Genomic DNA, 22,756 nt, shown 5'->3' with positions numbered 1-22,756 from the left:
GACGCGCAAGCGGGCCGGGAAAGACAAGCGGACGTAGCTCAGTTGGTAGAGCGCAACCTTGCCAAGGTTGAGGTCGCCAGTTCGAACCTGGTCGTCCGCTCGCAGAAAGTGGGGGATCTTCTCGAACCCTCACTCCTGGTGGAGTGGCCGAGAGGCGAGGCAACGGCCTGCAAAGCCGTCTACACGGGTTCAAATCCCGTCTCCACCTCCACGGACGATTAGCTCAGCGGGAGAGCGCTTCCCTGACACGGAAGAGGTCACTGGTTCAATCCCAGTATCGTCCACTGATCCGCAAGGATCCCCGCGCGATTAGCTCAGCGGGAGAGCGCTTCCCTGACACGGAAGAGGTCACTGGTTCAATCCCAGTATCGCGCACGCAGTACACGCAGGTTCACCCTGCGCGATTAGCTCAGCGGGAGAGCGCTTCCCTGACACGGAAGAGGTCACTGGTTCAATCCCAGTATCGCGCACCAGCAAGAGCCCCGGTCGTCTCGACGACCGGGGCTTTGTCGTTTCCGCGATGAGCAGCGGTGGGTACCGGTGAGCGGCCGGGCGGCGAAACGCACCGCGGGCCCGGACGGAAGGCGTCCGGGCCCGCGGTCAGGCGCTCACCGGTGTCGGCCCGCTCAGGACGAGAAGAGCATGTGGCCGAAGCTCTTGTGCCGGTAGTGACCGCCGTGGTGGCCGCCGTGGTGCTGCGGGGCGCCCCAGGCGGGCGCCGGGGCGGCCGGGTAGGCCTGCGGGGCGGGCGGCGCGGGCGGGGCCTGCTGCGTCCACTGCGCCTCGATGCGGGTCAGGGACTCCAGCTCGCCGTAGTCGAGGAAGATCCCCCGGCAGCCGCTGCACTGCTCGATCTGTATGCCATTGCGGTTGTACGTCTGCATCTGTGCGTGGCACTTGGGACACTGCATGGTTCGGCTCACTCCTCGCCGTCGGGTCGCCGTCGCCGGAATTCATGCCCGCCGACGGTCGGTTCACCCTACGACGAGTGCTCGGCGGCCAACTCGGGCGGGAGGGAGGCAATTCGGGCACAGGCATCGATCATTGTCTGCTCCACCTCATCCGGAGTTCGGCCCTCCGCCGCGCACTTGGCGAATGCCAGCGCCGCGGTCTGAACGGTCAGGGCCCGGGCCGGGACGTCCAGTTCGGGCCAGGGGTCGCCCTCGGCGCGTACGGCAGGTCCGCCGGCTGCCCGGTAGGCGTCCAGGAAGCGGAGCCAGACCTCGGGGGGCAGCAGCCCGGCCGCGTACCAGGCCGCGGGGCGGGCGAGGTCCCATGCGGGGTCGCCGAGGCCGGCGTCGTCGACATCGATGAGCAGCCAGGGGCCGTGCGGTGCGGGGTGGCGGACGAGTTGCCCGAGGTGCAGATCGCCGTGGCAGAGGAAACGTGAGCGGTGCGGGGGCGCGGCGGCTTCGTCACGGGCCCAGGCGGGCAGGCGGTGCCAGGCTTCGAGTACGGGGGTGGTGGCCGGGTCGCCGGGCCGGGCGGCGCGCATCCGGGCAACGGCGAGCGCGGCCTTTGCGGGGCCCCGCATGGGCGGGAGCACGAGGGAGGCCGGGGTCGGAGTCAGGTGCAGCCTGGCCAGCAGAACGGCGGCCTCCTCCCAGGGTGCGGCGTCGGGGTCGCCGGGGTCGACGGGTTCGCCGTGGGGCCACAGGGTGATCGGGCGGCCCCGGAGGGTGGCGGAGGGTGCGGAGGGCCGGGGCTGCAAGGGGGCGAGAAGGATGCCGGTCAGGCGGGGGTCGTTCGCGAGGGTCAGTCGGGTCAGCAGGTCGGGGGTGTCCGTGCCGGGGGCGTGGGCCTTGGCGACGACGGGCCCGCTGCGGACCACCGTGCCGTCCGCTCGGTCGGCGAGCACTGCCGGTGGCGGGCAGGCGCAGGTGTCCTCGGGATGGGCATGGGCGGCCCGGTGGGCAAGGGCGCCCAGCGCGCGTACGACTGCGGTGGTCACGGTCTCCCCCGGTGGCGGACAGGTACGGGTGGCCCGGTCCGCGCCGGGCCCGCCGATGAGCGTACGCGCGTCGTGAAAAGGCCCCGGACAGCGCGATGTCCGGTCAGCTCCCCAGCTGACCGGACAAACGCTGCCGTCCGCCGCACCCCCGTCCCCACGGGGTTGTTGGCCGGATGTCCCGGTCCGGACCGCTCTTCCGGACCCGGGGCGCCGCTCAGCGCCCCAGCATCACGCCCACGGACGACGCCTGTGTGACCACTGCGTCCCAGCCGCCGAAGACGACTACGAGCAGGGCCGCCAGAGGAAGAACCATCGCCGTCGCCACCAGCGGGTGGCGCGTACCGGACGACGGGCGGCTGCCGAACGAGGCATGGACCCTGCGTCCCCGCGTGCGGATCATGGTCCGCGTTGCCGTGTCCGCCATGGTTCCTCTCCTGACTGGATGTGGAGCGGCGGGCGTGTGACCTCGGGGGACGAGTACTGCGCCCGCCGCTTGACTTCAACATTAAGGACGCGGAAGGCGTACGGCGTCATGCCCGCGTACCGAGTTCCGGGCCTCCCGGAGGATGAGCCCCGGGTAGTCGATGTACTCCCCTGGGTGGAGATCGGGCGCCTGATCCCGGGGTCATCCCGGAGGGTTGCCCGGAATGTTGTGGATCACGTGGGCGGACGGATGCGGCGGCGGGCCGGACGAGGACCGTGACATCACTCACTCGCCCGCGCCCCGGCTCCCGGCCGTGGGCCGTCGGTACGTCACCAAAGTCGCCGCGGCCGCATCCCCGCGGGATCCGTGCCGTGCGCCCCACTCGTCGGGTCCGCAGCCCTCACTGCTCCAACCCCTCGTCGCCACAACCACTTTGATGACCCGGCACCGTCCGGTGCCCGGCCGGCTGCGGCCCCACTCCCCGTCATGGACCGTGCCGCGCACTGACAATCGATGGGCGGGCGAGGGCGCGGCCTCTGAGCGCCCCGGGCGCCGGGTACGTAAGCTGTGCCTCGTCAGGCGTACCAGGCAGCGGGGATGGGCAGACATGGCGATGATGCGGCTCCGGCGCGAGGACCCGCGTGTCGTCGGCTCGTTCAGGCTGCACCGGCGGCTCGGGGCGGGCGGCATGGGGGTCGTCTATCTCGGCTCGGACCGGCGCGGCCAGCGGGTGGCGCTCAAGGTGATCCGCCCGGATCTCGCCGAGGACCAGGAGTTCCGCTCGCGGTTCGCGCGCGAGGTGTCCGCCGCGCGACGGATCCGCGGCGGCTGTACGGCGCGCCTGGTGGCCGCCGATCTGGAGGCGGACCGCCCGTGGTTCGCCACGCAGTACGTACCGGGGCCCTCGCTGCACGACAAGGTGGCCGAGGAGGGTCCGCTGTCGGCGGCCGAGGTGGCCTCGATCGGGGCGGCGCTCTCCGAGGGCCTGGTGGCGGTGCACGAGGCCGGTGTCGTGCACCGTGACCTCAAGCCGTCGAACATCCTCCTCTCCCCCAAAGGCCCCCGGATCATCGACTTCGGGATCGCCTGGGCAACCGGTGCGAGCACGCTCACGCATGTCGGTACGGCGGTGGGATCGCCGGGATTCCTGGCGCCCGAGCAGGTGCGCGGCGCGGCGGTGACGCCCGCGACGGACGTGTTCTCGCTCGGTGCCACGCTGGCGTACGCGGCGATGGCCGACTCGCCTTTCGGGCACGGCAGTTCAGAGGTGATGCTGTACCGCGTGGTGCACGAGGAACCGCAGTTGTACGACGTTCACGACGCGCTCGCGCCGCTGGTGAGCGCCTGCCTGGCGAAGGACCCCGAGGAGCGGCCGAGCACGCTTCAACTCTCCATGCGGCTCAAGGAGATCGCGGCGCGCGAGGCGCAGGGTCTGCACGAGAGCCGTCCGCCCGTTCAGCGTTCGGCACAGGAGCTGGACCGGCCGACCGGCCGTATCGACGGCCCGTACACCGAGCAGCAGACCCGGCGTACGGCTCCTCCGGCGCCCCGTCAGCAGAAGCAACCGCAGAGCGGCCGGCAGGCCACGTCGTCGCGGGCGGGGTCGCCCCGTACCGGTGGTTCGCGCCCTCAGCAGCATCAGCCGCCGCGCAACACAACACGGTCCGGCAAGCGCCCGCAGGGCACGAACGGGACGAACGGCCGGCCGGGAACGCGGCCCGGGGCCCGTAAGACTTCGACGGGGCGGCGTCCGGCCAATCCGCGGCTGCTGCGGCAGCGGCTCGTCGTCTTCGTCGTGGTCACGCTGCTGGTGGCGCTGGGCATCGCGGCGGCGCAGGGCTGCCAGGGTCCGGCCCGCGGGCTGGGCACGAGCGGGATCCAGAAGCAGACACAGGGCCAGGCGCAGGATCAAGGCCAGGGCCGGAGTTCGCAGCTTCAGTAGGCGGTCAGTTCTGCGGGCGGCCCGATGCCACGGCGTAGAACGCGACTGCGGCGGCCGCTCCCACGTTCAGCGAGTCCACGCCGTGCGCCATCGGGATGCGCACCCATTCGTCGGCGGCGACCAGGGCCTGGGTGGACAGTCCGTCACCCTCGGCGCCGAGCATCAGCGCCACCTTGTCCATCCGGTGCGGTGCCGCCTCGTCGATGCTGCTGGCCTTTTCGTCCGGGGTCAGCGCGAGAAGTTTGAAGCCCGCTTCCCGTACGGTCTCCAGGGCCTTGGGCCAGGAGTCCAGACGGGCGTAGGGGACGGAGAAGACCGCACCCATGGAGACCTTGACGGAGCGCCGGTAGAGCGGATCGGCACAGTCCGGGGAGAGCAGTACGGCGTCCATGCCGAGGGCTGCGGCGCTGCGGAAGATCGCCCCGATGTTGGTGTGGTCGTTGACGGCCTCCATGACGACCACCCGGCGGGTCGTCGCCAGCAGTTCGTCGGCGGTCGGCAGCGGTTTGCGCTGCATCGAGGCGAGGGCGCCGCGGTGGACGTGGTAGCCGGTGACACGTTCGGCGAGCTCGGGGGTGACCGCGTACACCGGGGCCGGGACCTCGTCGATGACGTCGCGCATCAGATCGACCCACTTCGCCGAGAGCAGCATCGACCGCATCTCGTACCCGGCGTGCCTGGCGCGTCTGATCACCTTCTCGCCCTCGGCGATGAAGAGGCCCTCGGCGGGCTCTCGCCTGCGCCGGAGTTCGACATCGGTCAGTCCGGTGTAGTCGTGCAGGCGGGGGTCGTCGGGGTCGTCGACGGTGATGAGATCAGCCACGGGTTTGATACTGCCTTGTCCGGTGTGTGGTGCCAACGGCTTGGGAGAAGTTCCGTTACCGCTGGTTACTCGGCGGGGTGCGGGCGGCGCTCGTGCCGGCTATTCGGCGGGCAGCGGTGTGGCACTCGTGCCGACCGCTACGACGTCTCCGATGACGATGACGGCCGGGGGACGTACGTCTTCGGCGACGGCCCGTTCGGCGACGGTCGCGAGCGTTGCGTCAACCCGCCGCTGGGCTGCCATGGTGCCCTCCTGGACCAGGGCGACCGGGGTCTCGGGTGCCTTGCCGTGGGCGATGAGGGTACGGGCGATGGCGCCGATCTTGTCGACGGCCATCAGGAGCACGAGGGTGCCGCGCAGTTCGGCGAGGGCCGGCCAGTCGACCAGCGAGCGCTCGTCGTCGGGGGCGACATGGCCGCTCACGACGGTGAACTCATGGGCCACACCGCGGTGGGTGACGGGGATGCCGGCCGCGCCGGGCACGGAGATCGAGCTGGAGATGCCGGGGACGACGGTGCAGGCGATGCCTTCGGCAGCGAGCGCCTGGGCCTCCTCCATGCCACGGCCGAAGACGAACGGGTCGCCGCCCTTGAGCCGCACGACGGCCTTGCCCGCCTTGGCGTGCTCGATGAGCGCCTGGTTGATCGCCTCCTGGGCCATGTAGCGGCCGTACGGGATCTTCGCGGCGTCGATCACCTCGACATGCGGCGGGAGCTCGTCGAGCAGGTCGCGCGGGCCGAGGCGGTCCGCGATGACGACGTCGGCCTCGGCGAGGAGGCGGCGGCCGCGGACCGTGATCAGGTCCGGGTCGCCGGGACCGCCGCCGACCAGGGCGACACCGGGGGTCCGGGTGCGGTGGTGGGGTGCGGCGAGGGTGCCGTCGCGCAGGCCCTCGACGATCGCGTCGCGGACGGCGGCGGAGTGGCGCGGGTCGCGGCCGTGGGTGTCGGTGGTGAGGACGGCGACGGTCACGCCCTCGCTGCGGCCGGTGGCCGGGGTCCAGGCGGTGGCGGCGTCGGCGTTGTCGCTGCGGACGCACCAGGTGCGGGTGCGCTCGGCCTCGGCGGAGGCGGCGTCGTTCGCCGCGGTGTCGTCGGACGCGATGAGGGCGTACCAGGTGTCGGCCAGGTCCCCGTCGGCGTACGGGCGGCGCTCCCAGCGGATCTCACCGGCGTCGGCCATCGCCTCGACGGACGGGGTCGCGGCCGGCGATACGAGGACGATGTCGGCGCCCGCCGCGATGAGCGCGGGGAGGCGGCGCTGGGCGACCTGGCCGCCGCCGACCACGACGACTCGGCGGCCGCTGAGACGCAGTCCGACGGGGTACGCAGGGTGATCGGTGTGATCTGCGTGCTCGGCCATGGCGGTGCGGGCTCCTCGTACGGTGCGGGGTGCGGGCCGCTGCGGCGGTGGAGCGGCTGTGACGTGCGGGTTTGTGGGGCGGGATCCACGATACGGGGTGGGGCGCGGAGCGTGCGGGGTGCGGTGGGCAGGGGCGCCTGCGGCGGGCTTGTTCCCCTACCCGTCCCTTCCCGTAACCGAGGGCTCCGCCGCCGGGACCCCCGCCCTCGAACGCCGGAGGGGCTGGAAGGAGGCCCGGCGGAGGGCTGGGGGTCCGGTGCAGCCGCTACTTCTCCGTGACGCCTGCCGAGTCGAACGTCGCCACCTCATGCATCGCCCGCGCCGCACTCTGCACGATCGGCAGTGCCAGCAGCGCACCCGTGCCTTCGCCGAGGCGGAGGTCGAGGTCGACCAGCGGGCGCAGGCCCAGCTTGTTGAGCGCGGCGACGTGGCCGGGCTCGGCGCTGCGGTGGCCGGCGATGCAGGCGGCGAGGGCCTCGGGGGCGATCGCCCGGGCGACCAGGGCCGCGGCGCCCGCGCTCACGCCGTCGAGGATGACCGGCGTACGGAGCGAGGCACCGCCCAGCAGGAAGCCGGCCATCGCCGCGTGTTCGAGGCCGCCGACCGATGCCAGGACACCGATCGGGTCGGCCGGGTCCGGCTGGTGGAGTTCGAGGGCCCGACGGACCACATCGACCTTGCGGGCGTGCATCTCGTCGTTGATGCCGGTACCGCGACCGGTCACCTCCGCCGGGTCCATGCCCGTGTACACGCAGATCAGCGCGGCGGACGCGGTGGTGTTGGCGATGCCCATCTCACCGGTGAGCAGGCCCTTGTTGCCCGCTGCCACCAGATCGCGGGCGGTCTCGATGCCGACCTCGATGGCCGCGAGGACCTCTTCACGGGTGAGGGCGGGGCCGGTCGTGAAGTCGGCCGTTCCGGCGCGCACCTTGCGGGGAAGGAGGCCGGGCGTCGCGGGCAGCTCCATGGCCACGCCGACGTCGACCACACACACCTCGGCGCCGACCTGGGCCGCGAACGCGTTGCAGACCGCGCCGCCGCCGAGGAAGTTGGCGACCATCTGGCCGGTGACCTCCTGCGGCCAGGCGGTGACGCCCTGGGCGTGCACCCCGTGGTCGCCCGCGAAGATCGCGACGGCCGCGGGCTCCGGGATCGGCGGCGGGCACATCCGGGAGAGTCCCGACAGCTGCGCGGAGATGATCTCCAGCATGCCGAGCGCACCGGCGGGCTTGGTCATCCGCTTCTGGCGCTCCCACGCCTCGCCGAGTGCCTTGGCGTCCAGCGGGCGGATGCTGGAGATGGTCTCCTGCAGCAGGTCGTGCGGTTCCTCGCCGGGCAGGGCGCGGCGGCCGTACGTCTCCTCGTGGACGACCCAGGACAGCGGGCGGCGCTTGGACCAGCCCGCCTGCATCAGCTCGGGCTCCTCGGGGAACTCGTCGACGTAACCGACACAGAGGTACGCGACGACTTCGAGGTGCTCGGGCAGGCCCAGGGCCCGCACCATCTCGCGCTCGTCGAAGAAGCTGACCCAGCCGACGCCGAGGCCTTCGGCGCGGGCGGCGAGCCACAGGTTCTCGACGGCGAGCGCCGAGGAGTACGGGGCCATCTGCGGCTGGGTGTGCCGGCCGAGGGTGTGGCGGCCGCCGCGGGTGGGGTCGGCGGTGACGACGATGTTGACCGGGGTGTCGAGGATGGCCTCGATCTTCAGTTCCTTGAACTGCTTGGCCCTGCCCTTGGGAAGCGACTTGGCGTAGGCCTCGCGTTGGCGCTGTGCCAGTTCGTGCATGGAACGACGGGTCTCCGCCGAGCGGATGACGACGAAGTCCCAGGGCTGCGAGTGGCCGACGCTGGGCGCCGTGTGCGCGGCTTCGAGGACGCGGAGCAGCACCTCGTGCGGAATCGGGTCGCTGCGGAAGCCGTTGCGGATGTCGCGGCGCTCGCGCATGACCCGCAGTACTGCCTCGCGCTCCGCGTCGTCGTAGCCGGGGGCGGGCGCGGAGGCGGGAGCCTCGGTCTCGTCGGGCTCGGACGCCTCGGGACCTTCCGCTTCCTCGGCGTCGGGCAGGAGCTGGGGCTCGGGCTGGACCTCGGGCTGTACGGACTCCACGTGCGCGGTCTCCGTGGCCTCTGCACTGTCCGTGGGGGCCGTGACGTCCGGGGTCTCGATGACCTCCGGGCCCGGTTCGGGCTCCGGCTCAGCCACCGTCAGAACCTCGGCCTCGGGGACGGCAACGGGCGCGGGGAACGGCTCAGGGGCTTCGGCGGGCGCGGCGTTCTCGACGGACTCAACGGTCTCGACGACTTCCGCGACCTCGGCGGCCTCGGGCTGAGCGGGCTGGACCGGCTCCATCGCGAACGCCACGCGCTGGGGTTCGGGTTCGGGCTCGGCTTCCACGGCCTGCTCCACAACGGGCGTCGGGGCCAGGTGCGGGGTCGTCGGCACCGAACCCTCCACGGGCACGAACTGGCCCGCGGGAGCGGCTTCCGCCCCGTCTTCCGATGCGACGACAGCGACTTCGGCAGGGACCTCAGCCACAGCCTCTGCTTCTGCGCCTGTCTCTGCAGAAACCTCCACCCGGACCTCGGCGGGGGTCTCGGGAGCGCTCACGGCCTCCGGCACCGCAACCGGAGCGACCTGCACCGGCTGTGCCGGCTCGGCGACCGGCTCCGGCACGACCGTTTCTGCCGCCACCGGGGGAACGACCGGCTGCGGCGCCTCGGCCGCCCACGGGCTCCCGCCCTGCGGCAGGATCTCACCGAGCTGCGGACCCGGCAGTGCGGACGCCTCGTCGGCCGGCATCTCGAAGTACTCGGGCCCGGTGGTCGGCGGTCCGGCGTGCCGTGCGGCGGCCTGGGGCTGGGCCTGCGCCTGGGGCGCGCCCGCGGGTCCGCGGTCGGCGAGCGAGCGGACCACACCGCCGGTCGGCGTTCCGCCGTAGGACGGTCCGCCGTCCGCCACGACCGGGCCTCGATGCAGCGGCCGGCGCACCGGGGTCTGGGGCTGCGCTGCCAAAGCGGGAGCCGGGGTGGGCGACGGGATGCGTACGCCTCTGAGGTCCACCGAACCGGAGTCGCGGCCACCGGACTCGTGTGTCCCCTGGCCGGTCCCGGGGAGGGTTTCGGCCACCGGCTGCTGTGCGGCGTAGGCGTACGCGTCCGCGACCTGGACCTGGGCGGGTTCCTGCGCCAGGACGGGCTCCTGCACCTGTACCTGCACGGGCCCCTGGGGCTGCGCGGGAGCCTCACCGACCGGCTGGGGGTAGGCCGCGTGGGCCGAGGGCTGGGCCTGGTAGGCGCCCTGTTCGGGCAGCAGTGCGTGCGCGGCGACACCCTCGGGGTACTGACCGGGGGCCGGTACCGCCTGTGGGTCGCCCCAGGCGCCCTGGGGGCTCGGCATCAGCAGGAGATCGTCGTCCTCGGACACATGCTCGGAGGGAGCGAGGAAGGTGTAGGCATCCGGGGCGGCGATGCCCGGCTGCTCCACCATGCCTGCGTTCTCCGGCAGTCCCTCACCCGGGATCTGGCCGGTGTCACTCATGCGTACCCCTCGCCCATCGTCAGTGCTCCTTCGGCCCTTCGCCCGGGACGCCCGACCACGGCACGCCGGCGCTCGTCAACAAGAACGAGCGGGCGCGCCGCGCGGCACGAAACGGTCGCGGACGTACTGCATTCTCGCGGCCGTTCGCCGCCGCTGCAGGTCATTTCGCCACGGCCCGCTGTGGACTGCGCCACGTTGCGCATTCCCCGGTTCTGCCGTACCACAACGGGGGCCAAAACGGTCCCCTTTTCCGGACATTGACGAACGAAGCGACGAACGTCCAGCCGCGGTGCAACGATCGGCCAGCCTACCTCGCGCTGTACGCCGACCGGGTCAGGGGGCGAGGTCCGAACGCAGCGCCGAGAGGAGGAACACGACCGAGCGTTCGCGCTCCGACCATGCGGCCGTGTCGAGTTCGACGGACTGGAGGAGCGAACACCGGACGGTGTACCCGTTCCCGGTGAGTGCCGCGCCGAGTGCCTCGGCCTCGTCGCGCGTCGACGCATGGGTCACGATGCGCTCCGGCCGACGCTCGGCGACGGCGGTGACGACGGGGACTCCCCCGCCTCCGATCCGTACGACATCGGGCTCCGGCAGCCGTTCCAGCACATGGGGTGCCCGGCCCTCGACGACCTGGAGCTGGACTCCGAAGGACCGGGCGGCCGCCGCGGTGCGGGCGCAGGCCGCCGGGTCGCTGTCGACCGCCAGGACCGCCGCCCCGAATCGGGCGGCCTCCACCGCCAGGGCCCCGCTGCCGGAGCCGATGTCCCACAGAAGGTCTCCGGTACGGGGACCCAGGCGGGCCAGTTGAGCGGCGCGCAGCCCCGGGGACTCGCCCTCGCCGCTCTCGCCCCCGGCGTCCGTGGCGCCGCCCGGGTAGGCCTGAGCGGGCAGTGCCCAGCCGCGTACGCCACGGGGGTAGGCGGGGTGGCGGCCGGCGATCCAGGCGCCGGTGGCCTGCGGTTCGGGGCCGCCGCCGATGACGATCACCACGTTGGGGTCGCGCCAGACGTGGTCGGCGGCCTTTTCGGAGGTGACGACGCTGACCTGCTCGCGTGCGGTGCCGAGTTCCTCGCAGATGACGAAGGTGCGGTGGACGCCTTCGAGGAGCAGGGCGAGTTCGGCGGGGCCGGCGCCGGGCGAGGTGAGGACGGCGACCTTGTGGTGGGCGCGGCAGACGTTGACGGCGCGGCGCAGGGTGCGGGGGTGGGCGACGACGATCTGGGCGTCCTCCCACGGCATTCCGGCCCGGGCGAACGCGGTGGCGACGGAGGAGACTGCGGGCACCACTTCGACTTCGAGGCCGTGCTCGGGTGCGCGGAGATTGCGTACGACTCCGAAGAAGCCGGGGTCTCCGTCGGCGAGGACCACGGCGCTGCCGCGGTGTCCGGCGATCCGGCGGGCGGCCAGGTCGATGGAGCCCAGGCGGATCCGTTCGGCGTTCGCCGGGACTTCGGGGAGTGCGAGGTGGTGGGCGGCTCCGGCGACGAGCGTGGCGGCCGAGAGGGCGGCCGTGGCCGCTCCGGTCAGTGGCGAGCCGTCCCAGCCGATCACGGTGACCCGATCGGCCATCTGTCGTCAGTCTCCTGGAGTTGTCGCAGGTAGGAATGCCCGTGAGGGGCGGGCAGGGTGAGAGTACCCGGTCCGTACCAGCAGGGTGCCAGGACCCCTTCCCGGGGTCAGTTCCAGTCGTTGTAGGCGCCGTAGCCGCCCGCGTCGGCGAGCTGCTCGGCCACGCCTTCGAGGTCCTCGGGGAGCAGGCCCCAGACGATCAGGTCGGTCCTGATGTCGGTCCAGCCGCCGTCCGTGCCGTTCTCGGTCCGGGTGCGCGCTATGCGGGCGTTGCGCAGGACGCCCTCGCTGATGCAGCCGAGCTTCTGGGCGACCTGCTGGGAGGCGGTGTTGTCGGCGGCGGTGCGCAGTTCGATGCGCTCGAAGCCCTGGTCGCGGAAGAGCCACTGCGCCAGTGCCAGTACGGACTCGGTGGCGTATCCCTCGCCGCGTGCCCAGGGAGCGGTGATGTAGGCGGCCTCGGTGGCGAGGGTGCGCCAGTCGGTGTTGCGCAGGCGGACCGAGCCGACGAGTCGCTGGGTGAGGAATTCGGTGACGGCGAAGACGATCCCGTCGCCCGTGGTGCGCTGTGCGGGAGCGATCCTGCGGACCCAGCGTTCGGCGTCGACCTGGGTGTAGGGGTACGGGGCCTCGGTCCAGGCGGTGACGAGTTCGTCGTTCATCATCTCGATGTACGCGGGGACGTCCGCCATGTCGAAGGGGCGCAGCACCAACCGATCCGTGCTGATGGAGATGTCCGGAAAGGTGGAAGTCATGCGCAGCTCCATGCCGAAGACCGTGTAAAGGCACAGCATGCAGCATCGGGCCGGCGTTGTGCATGGGCGGGTCCGTACGACGGAGCCCCGCGCCCCCTGATGGGGTGCGCGGGGCTCGTCGGACAAGTGCCGTGCGGGTGTCAGGACTTGGCGGCGGTACCGAAGGCCGGGACGACCGAGCCCTGGTAGGTGTCCTCGATGAACTTCTTGACCTCGTCGGAGTGGAGGAGCTTCAGGAGCTTCTGGACGCGGGGGTCCTGCTCGTTGCCCTTCTTCACGGCGATGATGTTGGCGTACGGGTTGCCTTCGGCCTTCTCCAGCACCAGGGCGTCCTTGGAGGGCTTGAGCTTGGCCTCGATGGCGTAGTTGCCGTTGATGACGGCGGCGTCGACATCGTTCAGGGCGCGGGGCACGGTTGCGGCCTCAAGCTCCTTGAACTCCAGGCCCTTCTTGTCGGTGATGTCGCTCAGCTTGGCGGAGGTGCCGACGCCGGGCTTGAGGGTGATCAGACCGTTCTCGGCGAGCAGCTGGAGGGCGCGGCCCTCGTTCGTGGTGTCGTTGGGCACCGCGATGGTCTGGCCGGACTTGATGTCGCCGAGGGCCTTGACCTTCTTGGAGTAGAGGCCGAGAGGCTCCAGGTGGACGGTGCCGACGGAGACGAGGTGGGTGTTGTTCTTCTTGTTGAAGTCGTCGAGGTACGGCACGTGCTGGAAGAAGTTGGCGTCGACCTGGCCGGTCTCGGTGGCGGTGTTCGGCAGGACGTAGTCCGTGAACTCCTTGACCTCCAGCTTGAGGCCCGCCTTGGCCGCCAGGTTCTTCTTGACGAAGTTCAGGATGTCGGCGTGCGGCGTCGGGGACGCGGCGACGACGAGCGCCTTGGAGGTGTCGGCCTTGGCGCCGGTCTCGCTCTTGGAGGCCGGGTCGGACGACGTGCCGCAGGCGGTGAGGCCGAAAGCGAGGGCGGCGGTGGCGGCGGCAGCTGCAGTGATCTTGATGTTCTTACGCACGAAAAGTGCCTCTTTCTGATGGTGAGGGTGGTGCGCCCGGACAAGGAGTTCGGGCTTGTGAGCGGAAGAGAAGTCTCAGGAGGTGGTGCGGCCCCGGCGGGCCAGCAGGCGTACGGCTCCGTCACCGATCAGCTGGATCACGGTCACGATGACGATCAGCAGCGCGACGGTGATGAGCATGAACTGGTTGTCGAAGCGCTGGAATCCGTAGGTGACGGCCTTGGAGCCGAGCCCTTCGCCGCCGACCGCGCCGGCCATCGCGGAGTAGCCGATGAGCACGATGACGGTGGTGGTGACGCCGGAGATGAGCGAAGGCAGTGCCTGCGGCAGCAACACCTTGCGGACGATCGTCGGGATGGATCCGCCCATCGACTGGACGGCCTCGACGAGCCCGTGGTCGACCTCGCGGACGGCCGTCTCGACGAGCCGGGCGAAGAACGGGATGGCGCCGACGGCGAGCGGCACGATCATCGCGGTCGGGCCGATGAAGGTGCCGACGACCCAGGTGGTGAAGGGGATCAGGGCGATCAGCAGGATGATGAACGGCAGCGAGCGGCCGATGTTCACGATCACGCCGATGACCTTGTTCACCGGGGTGTTCTGGAGCAGTCCGCCCTTGTCGGTGAGGACCAGCAGGACGCCGAGCGGCAGCCCCACGAGAACGGTGACGACCGCGGACCAGAGCACCATGTAAAGGGTGTCGATGGTTCCCTGGGTGAGCAGCGGCTGCATTTCGGACCAGGTCACTTCGCCACCTCCTTGGTGAGCGGGGCGGGGGTCTGTACGGGAATGGAGGCGGCGTCGTGTTCCACGACCTCGGCCTGGAGGCCCTGCTCGCGCAGGAAGCCGATCGGGACGACGTTCTCCTCGAAGCGGCCGGGCAGCTCGATGCGCATCCGGCCGATCTGGTTGCCGCCGACGGTGTCCATCGCGGCGCCCAGGATCGAGATGTCGATGTTGTACGTACGGGAGAGCTGGGAGATCACCGGCTGGGTGGCGGCCTCGCCGTGGAAGGTGACGTCGACGACCGTGCGGTCGGGGCCGGAGGCCGTACCGCCGACGGGGAACAGCTCGTGGGCCAGTTCGGAGCCGGGGGTGGCGAGCAGTTCGCCGACGGTGCCCGACTCGACGATGCGCCCCTTCTGCATCAGCGCGGCGGAGTCGCAGATCGTCTTGACGACGTCCATCTCGTGCGTGATGAGCAGGACGGTCAGGCCGAGCTGCTGGTTGAGGTCGCGCAGCAGCTGGAGGATGGAGCGGGTGGTCTCGGGGTCGAGGGCGGAGGTCGCCTCGTCGGAGAGCAGCACCTCGGGGTCGCCGGCGAGCGCGCGGGCGATGCCGACGCGCTGCTTCTGACCGCCGGAGAGCTGGCCCGGGTATGCCTTGGCCTTGTCGGCGAGGCCGACCAGGTCGAGGAGTTCGAGGGCCTTGCGGGAGCGGTCCCTGCCGGAGACGCCGAGGATCTCCAGCGGGAGTTCGACGTTGTCCTGGACGTTGCGCGACGCCAGCAGGTTGAAGTGCTGGAAGACCATGCCGATACGGCTGCGCGCCTCGCGCAGCTCCTTGCCGGCCCGGCGGCCCCGGCCCGCGAGGGCGGTGAGGTCCTGGCCGGCCACGGTCACGGTGCCGGAGGTGGGACGTTCCAGGAGGTTGATGCAGCGGATCAGGGAGGATTTTCCGGCGCCGCTCTGTCCGATGACGCCGTACACCTCGCCCTCGCGGACGTGCAGGTCGACGCCGTCCAGGGCGGTGACCTCGCGGCCGCGCGACTGGTAGACCTTCGTGAGGCCCGAAGTGGTGATCACAGGGGTTTCCGTCACTGTCGAGTGCGCGGCGCGGTGTCCGCCGGGCACGGGGCATTCGTCTGATGAGACTGTTTGGACGTTTCGATCGGACGTTCCAAGCGGGGGTCTCGGCACAGCTGGGTGCGGCGGATGGCCGGGGCAGCGGTGCTCGGGCAGGCTCGTTCCGCCGGGTGCGGACGGCTCGGGCTCGGTCTCGCTTCGGGGCGCGAGGCTCAGGCTGGGGCCCTCAGAAGGCGCGCATTCGACACATACAACGAGCACCGGGCGTCGTGATCGCCTCGGTCGCAAGGATGCGGTTGCTCGTCGTGGTCATGGGCCAAGTAAAACAGACGTAACGTTCCGCCCGAGCCGCCTGTCCGAATAGCGGACAGGCGTGGATGGCGGTGCGAGCCGGTTCAGCCGGCCGTCGTGATTTCCACTCCCCGGGCTGTGACCTGCACCGATACGGTGGAGAGGTCATCGATCACGACATCCGCGTCCAGCTCGGAACGGTCGTGCGTTGTGGCCAAGGCCACGGTCTTCATGCCTGCTGCCCGTCCGGCCCGCAGCCCGGCGGGGGCGTCCTCGAAGACCACACAGCGGGCCGGGTCGACGCCGAGGCGCTCGGCGGCCAGGAGGTAGGGCCCGGGGTCGGGCCTGCCCCGGGTGATGTCCTCGGTGGCGATCATCACGGGGAAGTCGATCTCCACCTCGCGCAGCCGGGCCTCGCCGAGCGGCCGGGTGGCGGAGGTGACGACGGCCCAGCGGTGCGCGGGCAGCGCACCGAGCAGCTCCTTGGTGCCGGGCAGGATCACGACTCCGCCGGGTGCGTCCTCGACCTCCAGCTGTTCTGTCCGGGCCAGGGCTCCGTCGACCCGGTCGGCGGGCAGCAGCTCGGCGATGATCTCGCCGGCCGTCCTGCCGCGCAGTTCGACGTCCTGGAAGTCCTCCGCCGTGATCCCGTACTCCTGGGCCCACCGGGTCCAGCAGCGGTACACCGACTCGATCGAGGAGAGCAGTGTTCCGTCGTTGTCGAACAGCAGGGCTTCGGCATGGATCTTCATGTCCGTCGACACCAGGGCCTTGCCCTCGGGCGGAGTCCGCCGGGTACGGGGGCGCGCGCAGGGGGCCTTTTGCTCCGTAATACCCTCACCTCATGCTTGACGCCCTGACGGTCGCGGTCGCCGTGACCGCGCTCGCCCTCGCCGCCTGGTGCGGATTCGCCGCATACCGGGACCAGCCGACCAAGGACTGGCATTTCATCGGGATGGCCGTGGTCTCGCTGCTGGCGCTGGCCCAGCTGGTGGTGGGCATCGTGCAGTTGTCCCGGGGCGAACGGCCCGAGCAGGGCATGACGATCTTCATCGCGTATCTGATCGGGGCCTTCCTCGCCGTGCCCGCGGCCGGTTTCCTCTCGCTCACCGAGCGGACCCGATGGGGTTCGGTGACGGTGGCGGCGGGCGCGGTCGTGCTGGCCGTCCTCGAAGTACGGCTCTACGACATCTGGGGAAACTGACCGTGACCGACACCGATCGCACCCCCGCAGCGGCCACCGGCGAGAAGCAGCCCTTCGACCTCGGCACCGGACCCGGCCGGGTACTGGTCTGGTTCTACGGGGTGTTCACCGTCGCGGCGGCCTCACGCTCGATCGTCCAGATCATCCTGGACTTCGACAGGGCGCCGCTCGCCTACGCGCTGTCGGCCGTCGCCGCTGTCGTGTACGGATTCATCACGTACTCGCTGGTGCGCGGCGGCGAGAAGGCGCGCAGGACGGCGCTGGCGTGCTGCGCCGCCGAGCTCCTGGGTGTGCTGGTCGTGGGGACCTGGACGATGGTGGAGCCCTCGGCGTTCGCGGACGCCACCGTCTGGTCCGACTTCGGCATGGGCTATCTGTTCATCCCGGTGATCCTGCCGATCACCGGGATGATGTGGCTGCGCCGCGCGAAGAGCGCGTAACTCCCGTCCTGCGGGTCTCCGGTGGGGCCGGTCACGGACGACCGACCGTTGATTGCGCGGCCTGCGGCCGCGCCGTGTCCTCATTCGCCGGACGGGCCTGATCTACGCGCTGGCCACGTAAGCGGGTGCGGTCGCGTCCTTTTCCAGCAGGATCATCCGGACGCCGTCCTGACCGGTCTCGTTGCCCACGGGGGCGTAACCCGCCCGCTGGTAGAGCCGCAGATTGCTCTCGCTGCGATGCCCGGTGTGCAGCCGGAAGCGGGTGGCCGACCGCTCGTCGACGAGTCCCGACTCGGCGGCCCGCAGCAGCCGGGCGCCGAGCCCGTGCCCCTGGAGCCGCGGGTGGACGCAGAGCCTCCCGATCTGCCCGGTGCCGTCCTGATCGGTGGATCCACGGACCGAACCGACGACTTCGTCACCCAGCCGTGCCACGAACACCAGATTCGTGGCGATCTCCGCGCGCACCGAATCGAGGGTCTGGACGAGCGGGTCGATCCGGTAGTTCCCGCACAGCTCCGCCTCGCTCTGGAAACAGAGGTACTGAAGTTTCAAGATCTGTTCGGCGTCCTGTGCCGTCGCCGCCGAGATGATCACGCTCATGCCCATGTGCGCATGCCTCCGCCCACCTGATCCATCGGTTGTCTAACGCTCCTTTCCCCGCAGTTCAGGAGCGACAACCTCCGCCGCGAGCATTCTGCGCAGACATCCAAGGCATCGGGAACGGATCGGACCCAAACTCCCCTGTGACATACCCAACTTCCCTGCGATTTCCCGGTAGGTGGGATCACCGGGCGCGAGCATCGCCGCCAGCAGCCGGGCGCACCGGCCGGGCAGCCGGTCCACCGCGGCGTGCAACGCCCGGCGTTCGTCGGCGCCGACAGCGATCCGCTCCGGGCAGCCGGCCGGATCCGCGGAGGTCTCGTCACGGTAGGGGCGTTCATGCCGGGCGGTACGGCGGGCCCGGCGGGCCTCCGCCCGTACGGCGTCCCGCACCCAGCGCGCCGTGTCCACCGGCGGCCCGTCCTGCGCGAGCCGCTCCAGCAGCCGCAGCCAGACGGCCTGTTCGAGATCGGCGGGTTCGATCGCCGCGCCCGTTGCCGAGGCGGCCGCCTCGGCCGTGGCCTCGGCGCTCACCAGCGGGTACAGGGCATGGACGAAGGCCGCGGGGGCGACGGCGGCGCCCGCGGGGGCAGGATCGAGAAGCGTCATGCCCCGGCCGACGCACCTGCGCCGACGGCCGGTTGCCTCGCCCGGCGAGCACCACCCGACCAGGGCATGCCCGGCCGGGTGCTGACGCCGGTGTCACTTCGCGGCGAAATCCGCCGCAGCAAGGAGAGCGGTGTCCGGGTTGTCGGAGAAGATCCCGTCGATACCCGTCGCGAAGTACGCCTGGAACGCGCCGAATGCGTCACCGTAGGCGTTGGGGTCCGTGCCGCGCCGGAAGTCGGCGGGCAGGAAGGTGTTCTCGTTGCGCATGGTGTACGGGTGCAGGACCAGGCCCTGGGCGTGCGCGTCCTTCACCAGGGTGGTCGGCGTGGTGAGCCGGCCCGAGGCGTCCTTGGGAATGATGAGGTCCAGGGTGGGTCCGATGCCCTGGGCGAAGGACACCATCCACTTCAGGCCCTCGGGCTTCACCAGGTCGGCGACGGTACGCGGATCGCCGGACGTCACGAAATCCCAGGGCCGCTCGCCCGCGCCGGAGAGCAGGACGACGCGCGGGGTGGCGACGAGTTCGGCCAGCCGCTGGATGCTGCCGGGCTCGAAGGACTGGAGGATGAGCGGCGACTGCTTGCGGTGGCGGTTGTAGCGGCGCAGCAGCTTGGCGAGGGGCTCTTCGAGTCCGAGGCCGAGGCCGCGGAAGTAGGTGGGGTGCTTGGTCTCGACGTACAGCCAGACCGGCTTTCCGCGCCTGCGTCCCTCGCGGTCGGCCCAGCGCAGCACCTCCTCGAAGGTGGGGATCTCCCAGCGGCCGTCGTAGAGCGTGTTCTTCTGGCGGTTGCCGGGGATGCGCTCCTTGGCCCGCAACGTCTTCAGTTCGGCGAGGGTGAAGTCCTCGGTGAACCAGCCGGTGAGGGAGACCCCGTCGACCTTCTTCGTGGTCTTGCGGCTCGCGAACTCGGGGTGGGCGGAGACATCGGTGGTGGCGGTGATGTCGTTCTCGTGACGGCAGACGAGATGGCCGTCCTTGGTCGGCACCAGGTCCTGCTCGATGATGTGCGCGCCCATGTCGAGGGCCAGCTGGTAGGAGCCGAGGGTGTGCTCGGGCCGGTAGCCGCTGGTGCCGCGGTGTCCGATGACGGTGGGCACCGGCAGGTCGAGGCGGAAGCCGTGTCCGCCGCCGTGTCCGCCGGACCGTTCGGAGGCGTTCCCGGAGGCGTCGGCCGGGCCGCCGGCCAGTCCGATGGCGGCCGTGCCCAGTACGGCGGCCCCCGCTCCCAGCAGGGTTCTGCGGCCGGGACCTGCCTGCGCGCGCTCTGTCATGAATGCTCCTCGCGTGTGATGTCTGGCACCTGTCGGGCGAGGCCCGAGCGTAGGGAGTCGTACCGTCGCAGGAGCAGCGCCTGGACGAACATGGCGGAAACTCACGTCAACACTGCGTATCCGCTCGATGAACCCGATGTGCGATGAGCGAGTACCCGCGAGTATCGTCCTCACCTGCATGGAACGTCACGATCCCGCGCCTCGGCCGGCCGGCCACTACACCGGAGGAACCGTTGTCCCGACACGCACTCATCAAGGCAGTGCTCGGACCGATCTTGCGTCTGATGTTCCGCCCTCAGGTGGAGGGTGTGGAGAACATTCCCGGGGACGGTCCGGTGATCCTCGCGGGCAACCATCTGACGTTCATCGACTCGATGATCATGCCGATCTGCTGCGACCGGCAGGTTTCCTACATCGGCAAGGACGAGTACGTGACCGGCAAGGGGCTCAAGGGCCGGGCGATGGCCTGGTTCTTCACGGGCTGCGGCATGATCCCGGTGGACCGGGACGGCGGCCGCGGCGGTGTCGCGGCGCTGATGACGGGCCGTCGGGTGCTGGAGGAGGGCAAGGCGTTCGCCATCTACCCGGAGGGCACCCGCTCCCCCGACGGCCGCCTCTACCGGGGCCGTACGGGCATCGCCCGGCTGACGCTGATGACGGGCGCGCCGGTGGTGCCGTTCGCGATGATCGGTACGGACAAGCTGCAGCCCGGTGGTGCCGGTCTGCCCCGCCCCGGCAAGGTGACGGTCCGTTTCGGTGCGCCGATGGAGTTCTCCCGCTACGAGGGCATGGACCGCGACCGCTATGTGCTGCGGGCGGTGACCGACTCCGTGATGGCCGAGGTGATGCGGCTGTCCGGTCAGGAGTACGTCGACATGTATGCGACGAAGGCCAAGGCCGCGTGAGCTGACGCGCGGCGCAGGACATACGGAAGGGCCCGTACCCCGGTTGGTGGTACGGGCCCTTCCGTATGTCGTCACCACTCGTACGGCCCAAGGCACGGGCGGCTACTGATGAACGATGCCGTCCTCCAGCTTCTGGCCGCGCAACAGGAACCAGGCCGCGACGGCCGTCGCCAGCAGGACCGCAGCGCCGATACCCGCGGCGAGCCGCAGCCCGTCGACGAAGGACTCCTGTGCGGCGGAGACCAGCGCGCTCGCCTGCTGCGCCGGAAGGCCGTGGGCCGCTTCGACTGCGCCGCCCAGTGATTCATGGGCCGCGGCGGCGGTGGCGGACGGGACTCCCTTCGGGGTGGCGAAGTCCTGGTAGACGCCGGTGACGATGGAGCCGAGCAGGGCGATGCCGAGGGCCGCGCCGAGTTCGTACGCCGTCTCGGATACCGCGCCCGCGGAGCCCGCCTGTTCCTTCGGGACGCTGGAGAGGATCACATCGGAGGTGACGGTGAAGGCGAAGCCCGCACCGACGCCGACGACCAGCAGCACCGCGCCGATCAGCGGATAGGCGGTCTCCTTGTGGATCAGGGTGACCGCGGCGAGCGCCAGGCCGATCGCTCCGAGACCGCCGGACACCACCGACCGTACCGAGTGGCGCCGGGCTGCCATGCCGGCGATCAGACCCGCGGTGACCGCGCCTACGGCGGCGGGCAGTTCGGCGAGCCCGGCCTCCAGCGGCCCGCGTTCCTGAACCAGTTGCAGGAACTGGGAGAGGAAGAAGACGAGCCCGGACAGGCCGAGGATGGTCAACAGGTCGGCGAGGACCGCACCCGAGAAGCCCCGGTGGTGGAAGAGCCGCATGTCCAGCAGGGGTGCGGGGAGCGTGAGTTGTCTGCGTACGAACCAGCAGAGCGCGGCCAGGCCGCCGATGCCCGCGAGGGCCACCCCCCAGCTCACGCCGTGCGCGGCCAGCTCCTTGACGGCGTATACGACTCCGATCATGCCGATGAAGGAGAGCGCCACGCTGACCAGGTCCCAGGGGCCCGGTGCCGGATTCTTCGACTCGGGGATCATTTTGATGCCGACGACCACGAGGACGGCCATGACCGGCAGGTTGATCAGGAAGACCGAGCCCCACCAGAAGTGCTCCAGGAGAAACCCGCCGACGACGGGGCCGACAGCCGCGCCCGCGGAGGCCATGGCTCCCCAGATACCGATCGCGAGGCTGCGCTCGCGCGGATCATGGAAGAGGTTGCGGATCAGGGCGAGCGTGGACGGCATGAGAGTGGCACCGGCGACACCGAGCAGCGCCCGCGCCAGGATCATCATCTCGGGCGTGCTCGCGTACGCGTTGAGCACGGAGACCGCGCCGAAGGCGACGGCACCGGTCAGGAGCAGCTTCTTGCGGCCGATGCGGTCACCGAGGCTGCCCATGGAGACGAGGAGCCCGGCGATGACGAAGGAGTAGACGTCGCCGATCCAGAGCAGCTGGGTGCCGGACGGCTTGAGGTCCTCTGTGAGGAAGGGGGTGGCGAGGCCGAGGACTGTGGCGTCCACGGCCACGAGCAGCACGGCGAGGACGAGGACGGCCAGGGCGACCCACCGCCCCGGACGGCGCAGCTCTTGAGAGGTTTCCGCGTGCTGTTCGAGACTGCTCATTGCTCCACGCTCCGGCGTGCGCCGCCGAGCAGCAACTCGACGATCATGTACTGGAAGTCCTGCCCGGCGACCCGGCCCACCTGGACGGCCCAGGCACCGGTCGAAACGAGCCCGTAGAGGGCCTCGGTCAGCCAGGCGGGGGTGAGGTCGATCCGGAACTCGCCGCGTTCCTGGCCGCGCCGGAAGAAGGCGGAGACCTGGACGTCGAGCCGGTCCCAGCCTTCGTTCACCTCATCGCCCTCGAAGAGCTGGTTCTCGGTGACGAGGAAGGAGAGCAGTCCGGCGCTCGGCTCGACGGCCGCGACGAATCGGCGCAGCGCCTCCTCACAGCTCCCCTCGTCGAGTGCGGCGGCGTCCAGGGCCGCTTCGAACTCCTGGATCCCCAGGTTCTCCAGCGCCTTGACCAGAGCGTCCCGTCCGGCGAAGTGCCGGTGCAGGGTGGCGCGTCCGATGCCTGCGGCTTTGGCGACCTCGTCCATGGTGGCGGTCGATTTACGGGTCAGCAGGGCGGCGGCACTGCGCAGCACCTGCTCACGGTCGAGAGTCATGAGACGACAATAAACCACATGAGACAAGAATGTCTCATCAATAGGCCGCCGCCCCCCGTGG

Annotated in this window: 21 protein-coding genes and 5 tRNA genes; 9 read left to right on the top strand and 17 right to left on the bottom strand. The window is 70.8% G+C overall.

What is annotated here, in order from left to right; translation table 11 throughout:
* The first annotated feature begins 27 nt into the window (after positions 1–27).
* The 5 genes from ACGFU7_RS13960 (at position 28) to ACGFU7_RS13940 (ending at position 473) form a co-directional block, all read left to right on the top strand.
* Positions 28–100: transfer RNA gene (locus ACGFU7_RS13960), tRNA-Gly, on the top strand.
* A gap of 37 nt (positions 101–137) precedes the next feature.
* A tRNA-Cys gene (locus tag ACGFU7_RS13955) sits at positions 138–211 on the top strand.
* Between the two features lies 1 nt (position 212).
* Positions 213–284: transfer RNA gene (locus ACGFU7_RS13950), tRNA-Val, on the top strand.
* A gap of 19 nt (positions 285–303) precedes the next feature.
* Positions 304–375 (top strand) — tRNA-Val (locus ACGFU7_RS13945).
* A gap of 23 nt (positions 376–398) precedes the next feature.
* Positions 399–473: transfer RNA gene (locus tag ACGFU7_RS13940), tRNA-Val, on the top strand.
* 153 nt (positions 474–626) lie between these two features.
* On the opposite strand, the gene ACGFU7_RS13935 is transcribed toward ACGFU7_RS13940, so the two are convergent.
* The 3 genes from ACGFU7_RS13935 to ACGFU7_RS13925 form a co-directional block, all read right to left on the bottom strand.
* Positions 627–911: a zf-TFIIB domain-containing protein gene (locus tag ACGFU7_RS13935; protein WP_093898382.1), complete on the bottom strand. Its 285-nt coding sequence runs from the start codon at positions 909–911 to the stop codon at positions 627–629.
* 68 nt (positions 912–979) lie between these two features.
* Positions 980–1,951 (bottom strand): aminoglycoside phosphotransferase family protein, encoded by a 972-nt coding sequence (locus tag ACGFU7_RS13930; protein ID WP_393695422.1) that lies wholly within the window; start codon positions 1,949–1,951, stop codon positions 980–982.
* A 214-nt stretch (positions 1,952–2,165) separates the two neighbouring features.
* Complete coding sequence (locus tag ACGFU7_RS13925; RefSeq protein ID WP_393695420.1) at positions 2,166–2,375, bottom strand: hypothetical protein; 210 nt, start codon at positions 2,373–2,375, stop codon at positions 2,166–2,168.
* A gap of 607 nt (positions 2,376–2,982) precedes the next feature.
* Between ACGFU7_RS13925 and ACGFU7_RS13920 the strand changes: the two genes are divergently transcribed.
* Positions 2,983–4,317, top strand: a complete 1,335-nt coding sequence (locus tag ACGFU7_RS13920; RefSeq protein WP_393695418.1) for a protein kinase — start codon at positions 2,983–2,985, stop codon at positions 4,315–4,317.
* Between the two features lie 4 nt (positions 4,318–4,321).
* Here the strand turns inward: ACGFU7_RS13920 and ACGFU7_RS13915 are convergent, their stop codons facing one another.
* The 9 genes from ACGFU7_RS13915 to ACGFU7_RS13875 all read right to left on the bottom strand — a co-directional run bounded on the left by ACGFU7_RS13915 (position 4,322) and on the right by ACGFU7_RS13875 (position 16,222).
* Complete coding sequence (locus ACGFU7_RS13915; protein WP_393695416.1) at positions 4,322–5,140, bottom strand: TrmH family RNA methyltransferase; 819 nt, start codon at positions 5,138–5,140, stop codon at positions 4,322–4,324.
* Between the two features lie 99 nt (positions 5,141–5,239).
* A complete protein-coding gene (gene cobA, locus ACGFU7_RS13910; RefSeq protein ID WP_393695414.1) occupies positions 5,240–6,502 on the bottom strand; it encodes a uroporphyrinogen-III C-methyltransferase in 1,263 nt (420 codons plus the stop codon).
* 265 nt (positions 6,503–6,767) lie between these two features.
* Positions 6,768–10,040: a nicotinate-nucleotide--dimethylbenzimidazole phosphoribosyltransferase gene (gene cobT / locus ACGFU7_RS13905; protein ID WP_393695412.1), complete on the bottom strand. Its 3,273-nt coding sequence runs from the start codon at positions 10,038–10,040 to the stop codon at positions 6,768–6,770.
* A 333-nt stretch (positions 10,041–10,373) separates the two neighbouring features.
* The gene (gene cbiE, locus ACGFU7_RS13900; protein ID WP_393695410.1) at positions 10,374–11,612 is read right to left on the bottom strand and encodes a precorrin-6y C5,15-methyltransferase (decarboxylating) subunit CbiE; all 1,239 of its coding nucleotides are present in this window, start codon (positions 11,610–11,612) and stop codon (positions 10,374–10,376) included.
* A 107-nt stretch (positions 11,613–11,719) separates the two neighbouring features.
* Positions 11,720–12,406, bottom strand: a complete 687-nt coding sequence (locus ACGFU7_RS13895) for a GNAT family N-acetyltransferase (RefSeq protein WP_393695408.1) — start codon at positions 12,404–12,406, stop codon at positions 11,720–11,722.
* A gap of 101 nt (positions 12,407–12,507) precedes the next feature.
* On the bottom strand, positions 12,508–13,374 hold the full coding sequence (locus ACGFU7_RS13890) for a MetQ/NlpA family ABC transporter substrate-binding protein (protein WP_393695406.1): 867 nt from the start codon (positions 13,372–13,374) through the stop codon (positions 12,508–12,510).
* Between the two features lie 75 nt (positions 13,375–13,449).
* On the bottom strand, positions 13,450–14,121 hold the full coding sequence (locus ACGFU7_RS13885; RefSeq protein WP_393695404.1) for a methionine ABC transporter permease: 672 nt from the start codon (positions 14,119–14,121) through the stop codon (positions 13,450–13,452).
* The gene (locus tag ACGFU7_RS13880; protein WP_393695402.1) at positions 14,118–15,179 is read right to left on the bottom strand and encodes a methionine ABC transporter ATP-binding protein; all 1,062 of its coding nucleotides are present in this window, start codon (positions 15,177–15,179) and stop codon (positions 14,118–14,120) included. Before ACGFU7_RS13880 ends, ACGFU7_RS13885 begins: the two co-directional genes overlap by 4 nt.
* 395 nt (positions 15,180–15,574) lie before the next feature.
* Positions 15,575–16,222 carry an HAD-IA family hydrolase gene (locus tag ACGFU7_RS13875; RefSeq protein WP_393695400.1) on the bottom strand — a complete coding sequence of 216 codons (648 nt, stop codon included), beginning with the start codon at positions 16,220–16,222 and terminating at the stop codon, positions 15,575–15,577.
* A 92-nt stretch (positions 16,223–16,314) separates the two neighbouring features.
* Between ACGFU7_RS13875 and ACGFU7_RS13870 the strand changes: the two genes are divergently transcribed.
* Positions 16,315–16,674, top strand: a complete 360-nt coding sequence (locus ACGFU7_RS13870) for a hypothetical protein (RefSeq protein ID WP_072484474.1) — start codon at positions 16,315–16,317, stop codon at positions 16,672–16,674.
* A 2-nt stretch (positions 16,675–16,676) separates the two neighbouring features.
* Positions 16,677–17,114 carry a hypothetical protein gene (locus ACGFU7_RS13865; protein WP_393695399.1) on the top strand — a complete coding sequence of 146 codons (438 nt, stop codon included), beginning with the start codon at positions 16,677–16,679 and terminating at the stop codon, positions 17,112–17,114.
* Positions 17,115–17,216: 102 nt separating this feature from the next.
* Here the strand turns inward: ACGFU7_RS13865 and ACGFU7_RS13860 are convergent, their stop codons facing one another.
* The 3 genes from ACGFU7_RS13860 to ACGFU7_RS13850 form a co-directional block, all read right to left on the bottom strand.
* Positions 17,217–17,720, bottom strand: a complete 504-nt coding sequence (locus ACGFU7_RS13860) for a GNAT family N-acetyltransferase (protein ID WP_393695398.1) — start codon at positions 17,718–17,720, stop codon at positions 17,217–17,219.
* Between the two features lie 36 nt (positions 17,721–17,756).
* Complete coding sequence (locus ACGFU7_RS13855; RefSeq protein ID WP_393695396.1) at positions 17,757–18,323, bottom strand: sigma-70 family RNA polymerase sigma factor; 567 nt, start codon at positions 18,321–18,323, stop codon at positions 17,757–17,759.
* Between the two features lie 93 nt (positions 18,324–18,416).
* A complete protein-coding gene (locus ACGFU7_RS13850; RefSeq protein ID WP_393695394.1) occupies positions 18,417–19,595 on the bottom strand; it encodes a glycerophosphodiester phosphodiesterase in 1,179 nt (392 codons plus the stop codon).
* Between the two features lie 233 nt (positions 19,596–19,828).
* Here ACGFU7_RS13850 and ACGFU7_RS13845 point away from each other — a divergent pair, with 233 nt between their 5' ends.
* Positions 19,829–20,500 carry a 1-acyl-sn-glycerol-3-phosphate acyltransferase gene (locus ACGFU7_RS13845; protein WP_266363024.1) on the top strand — a complete coding sequence of 224 codons (672 nt, stop codon included), beginning with the start codon at positions 19,829–19,831 and terminating at the stop codon, positions 20,498–20,500.
* 102 nt (positions 20,501–20,602) lie between these two features.
* Here the strand turns inward: ACGFU7_RS13845 and ACGFU7_RS13840 are convergent, their stop codons facing one another.
* Together ACGFU7_RS13840 and ACGFU7_RS13835 are read right to left on the bottom strand one after the other, a co-directional pair.
* Positions 20,603–22,147: an MFS transporter gene (locus ACGFU7_RS13840; protein WP_393695392.1), complete on the bottom strand. Its 1,545-nt coding sequence runs from the start codon at positions 22,145–22,147 to the stop codon at positions 20,603–20,605.
* Positions 22,144–22,695, bottom strand: coding sequence for a TetR/AcrR family transcriptional regulator (locus tag ACGFU7_RS13835; RefSeq protein WP_393695390.1), 552 nt, complete (start codon positions 22,693–22,695; stop codon positions 22,144–22,146). The genes ACGFU7_RS13840 and ACGFU7_RS13835 overlap by 4 nt, the downstream gene beginning before the upstream one ends.
* Between the last annotated feature and the right edge of the window lie 61 nt (positions 22,696–22,756).

The sequence above is a fragment of the Streptomyces sp. NPDC048473 genome, assembly GCF_043200155.1.
In the GTDB taxonomy this organism is placed as follows: Bacteria; Actinomycetota; Actinomycetes; order Streptomycetales; family Streptomycetaceae; genus Streptomyces.
The sequence above is the reverse complement of the archived record's forward strand: the minus strand, read 5'-3'. Positions and strand labels throughout refer to the sequence as shown.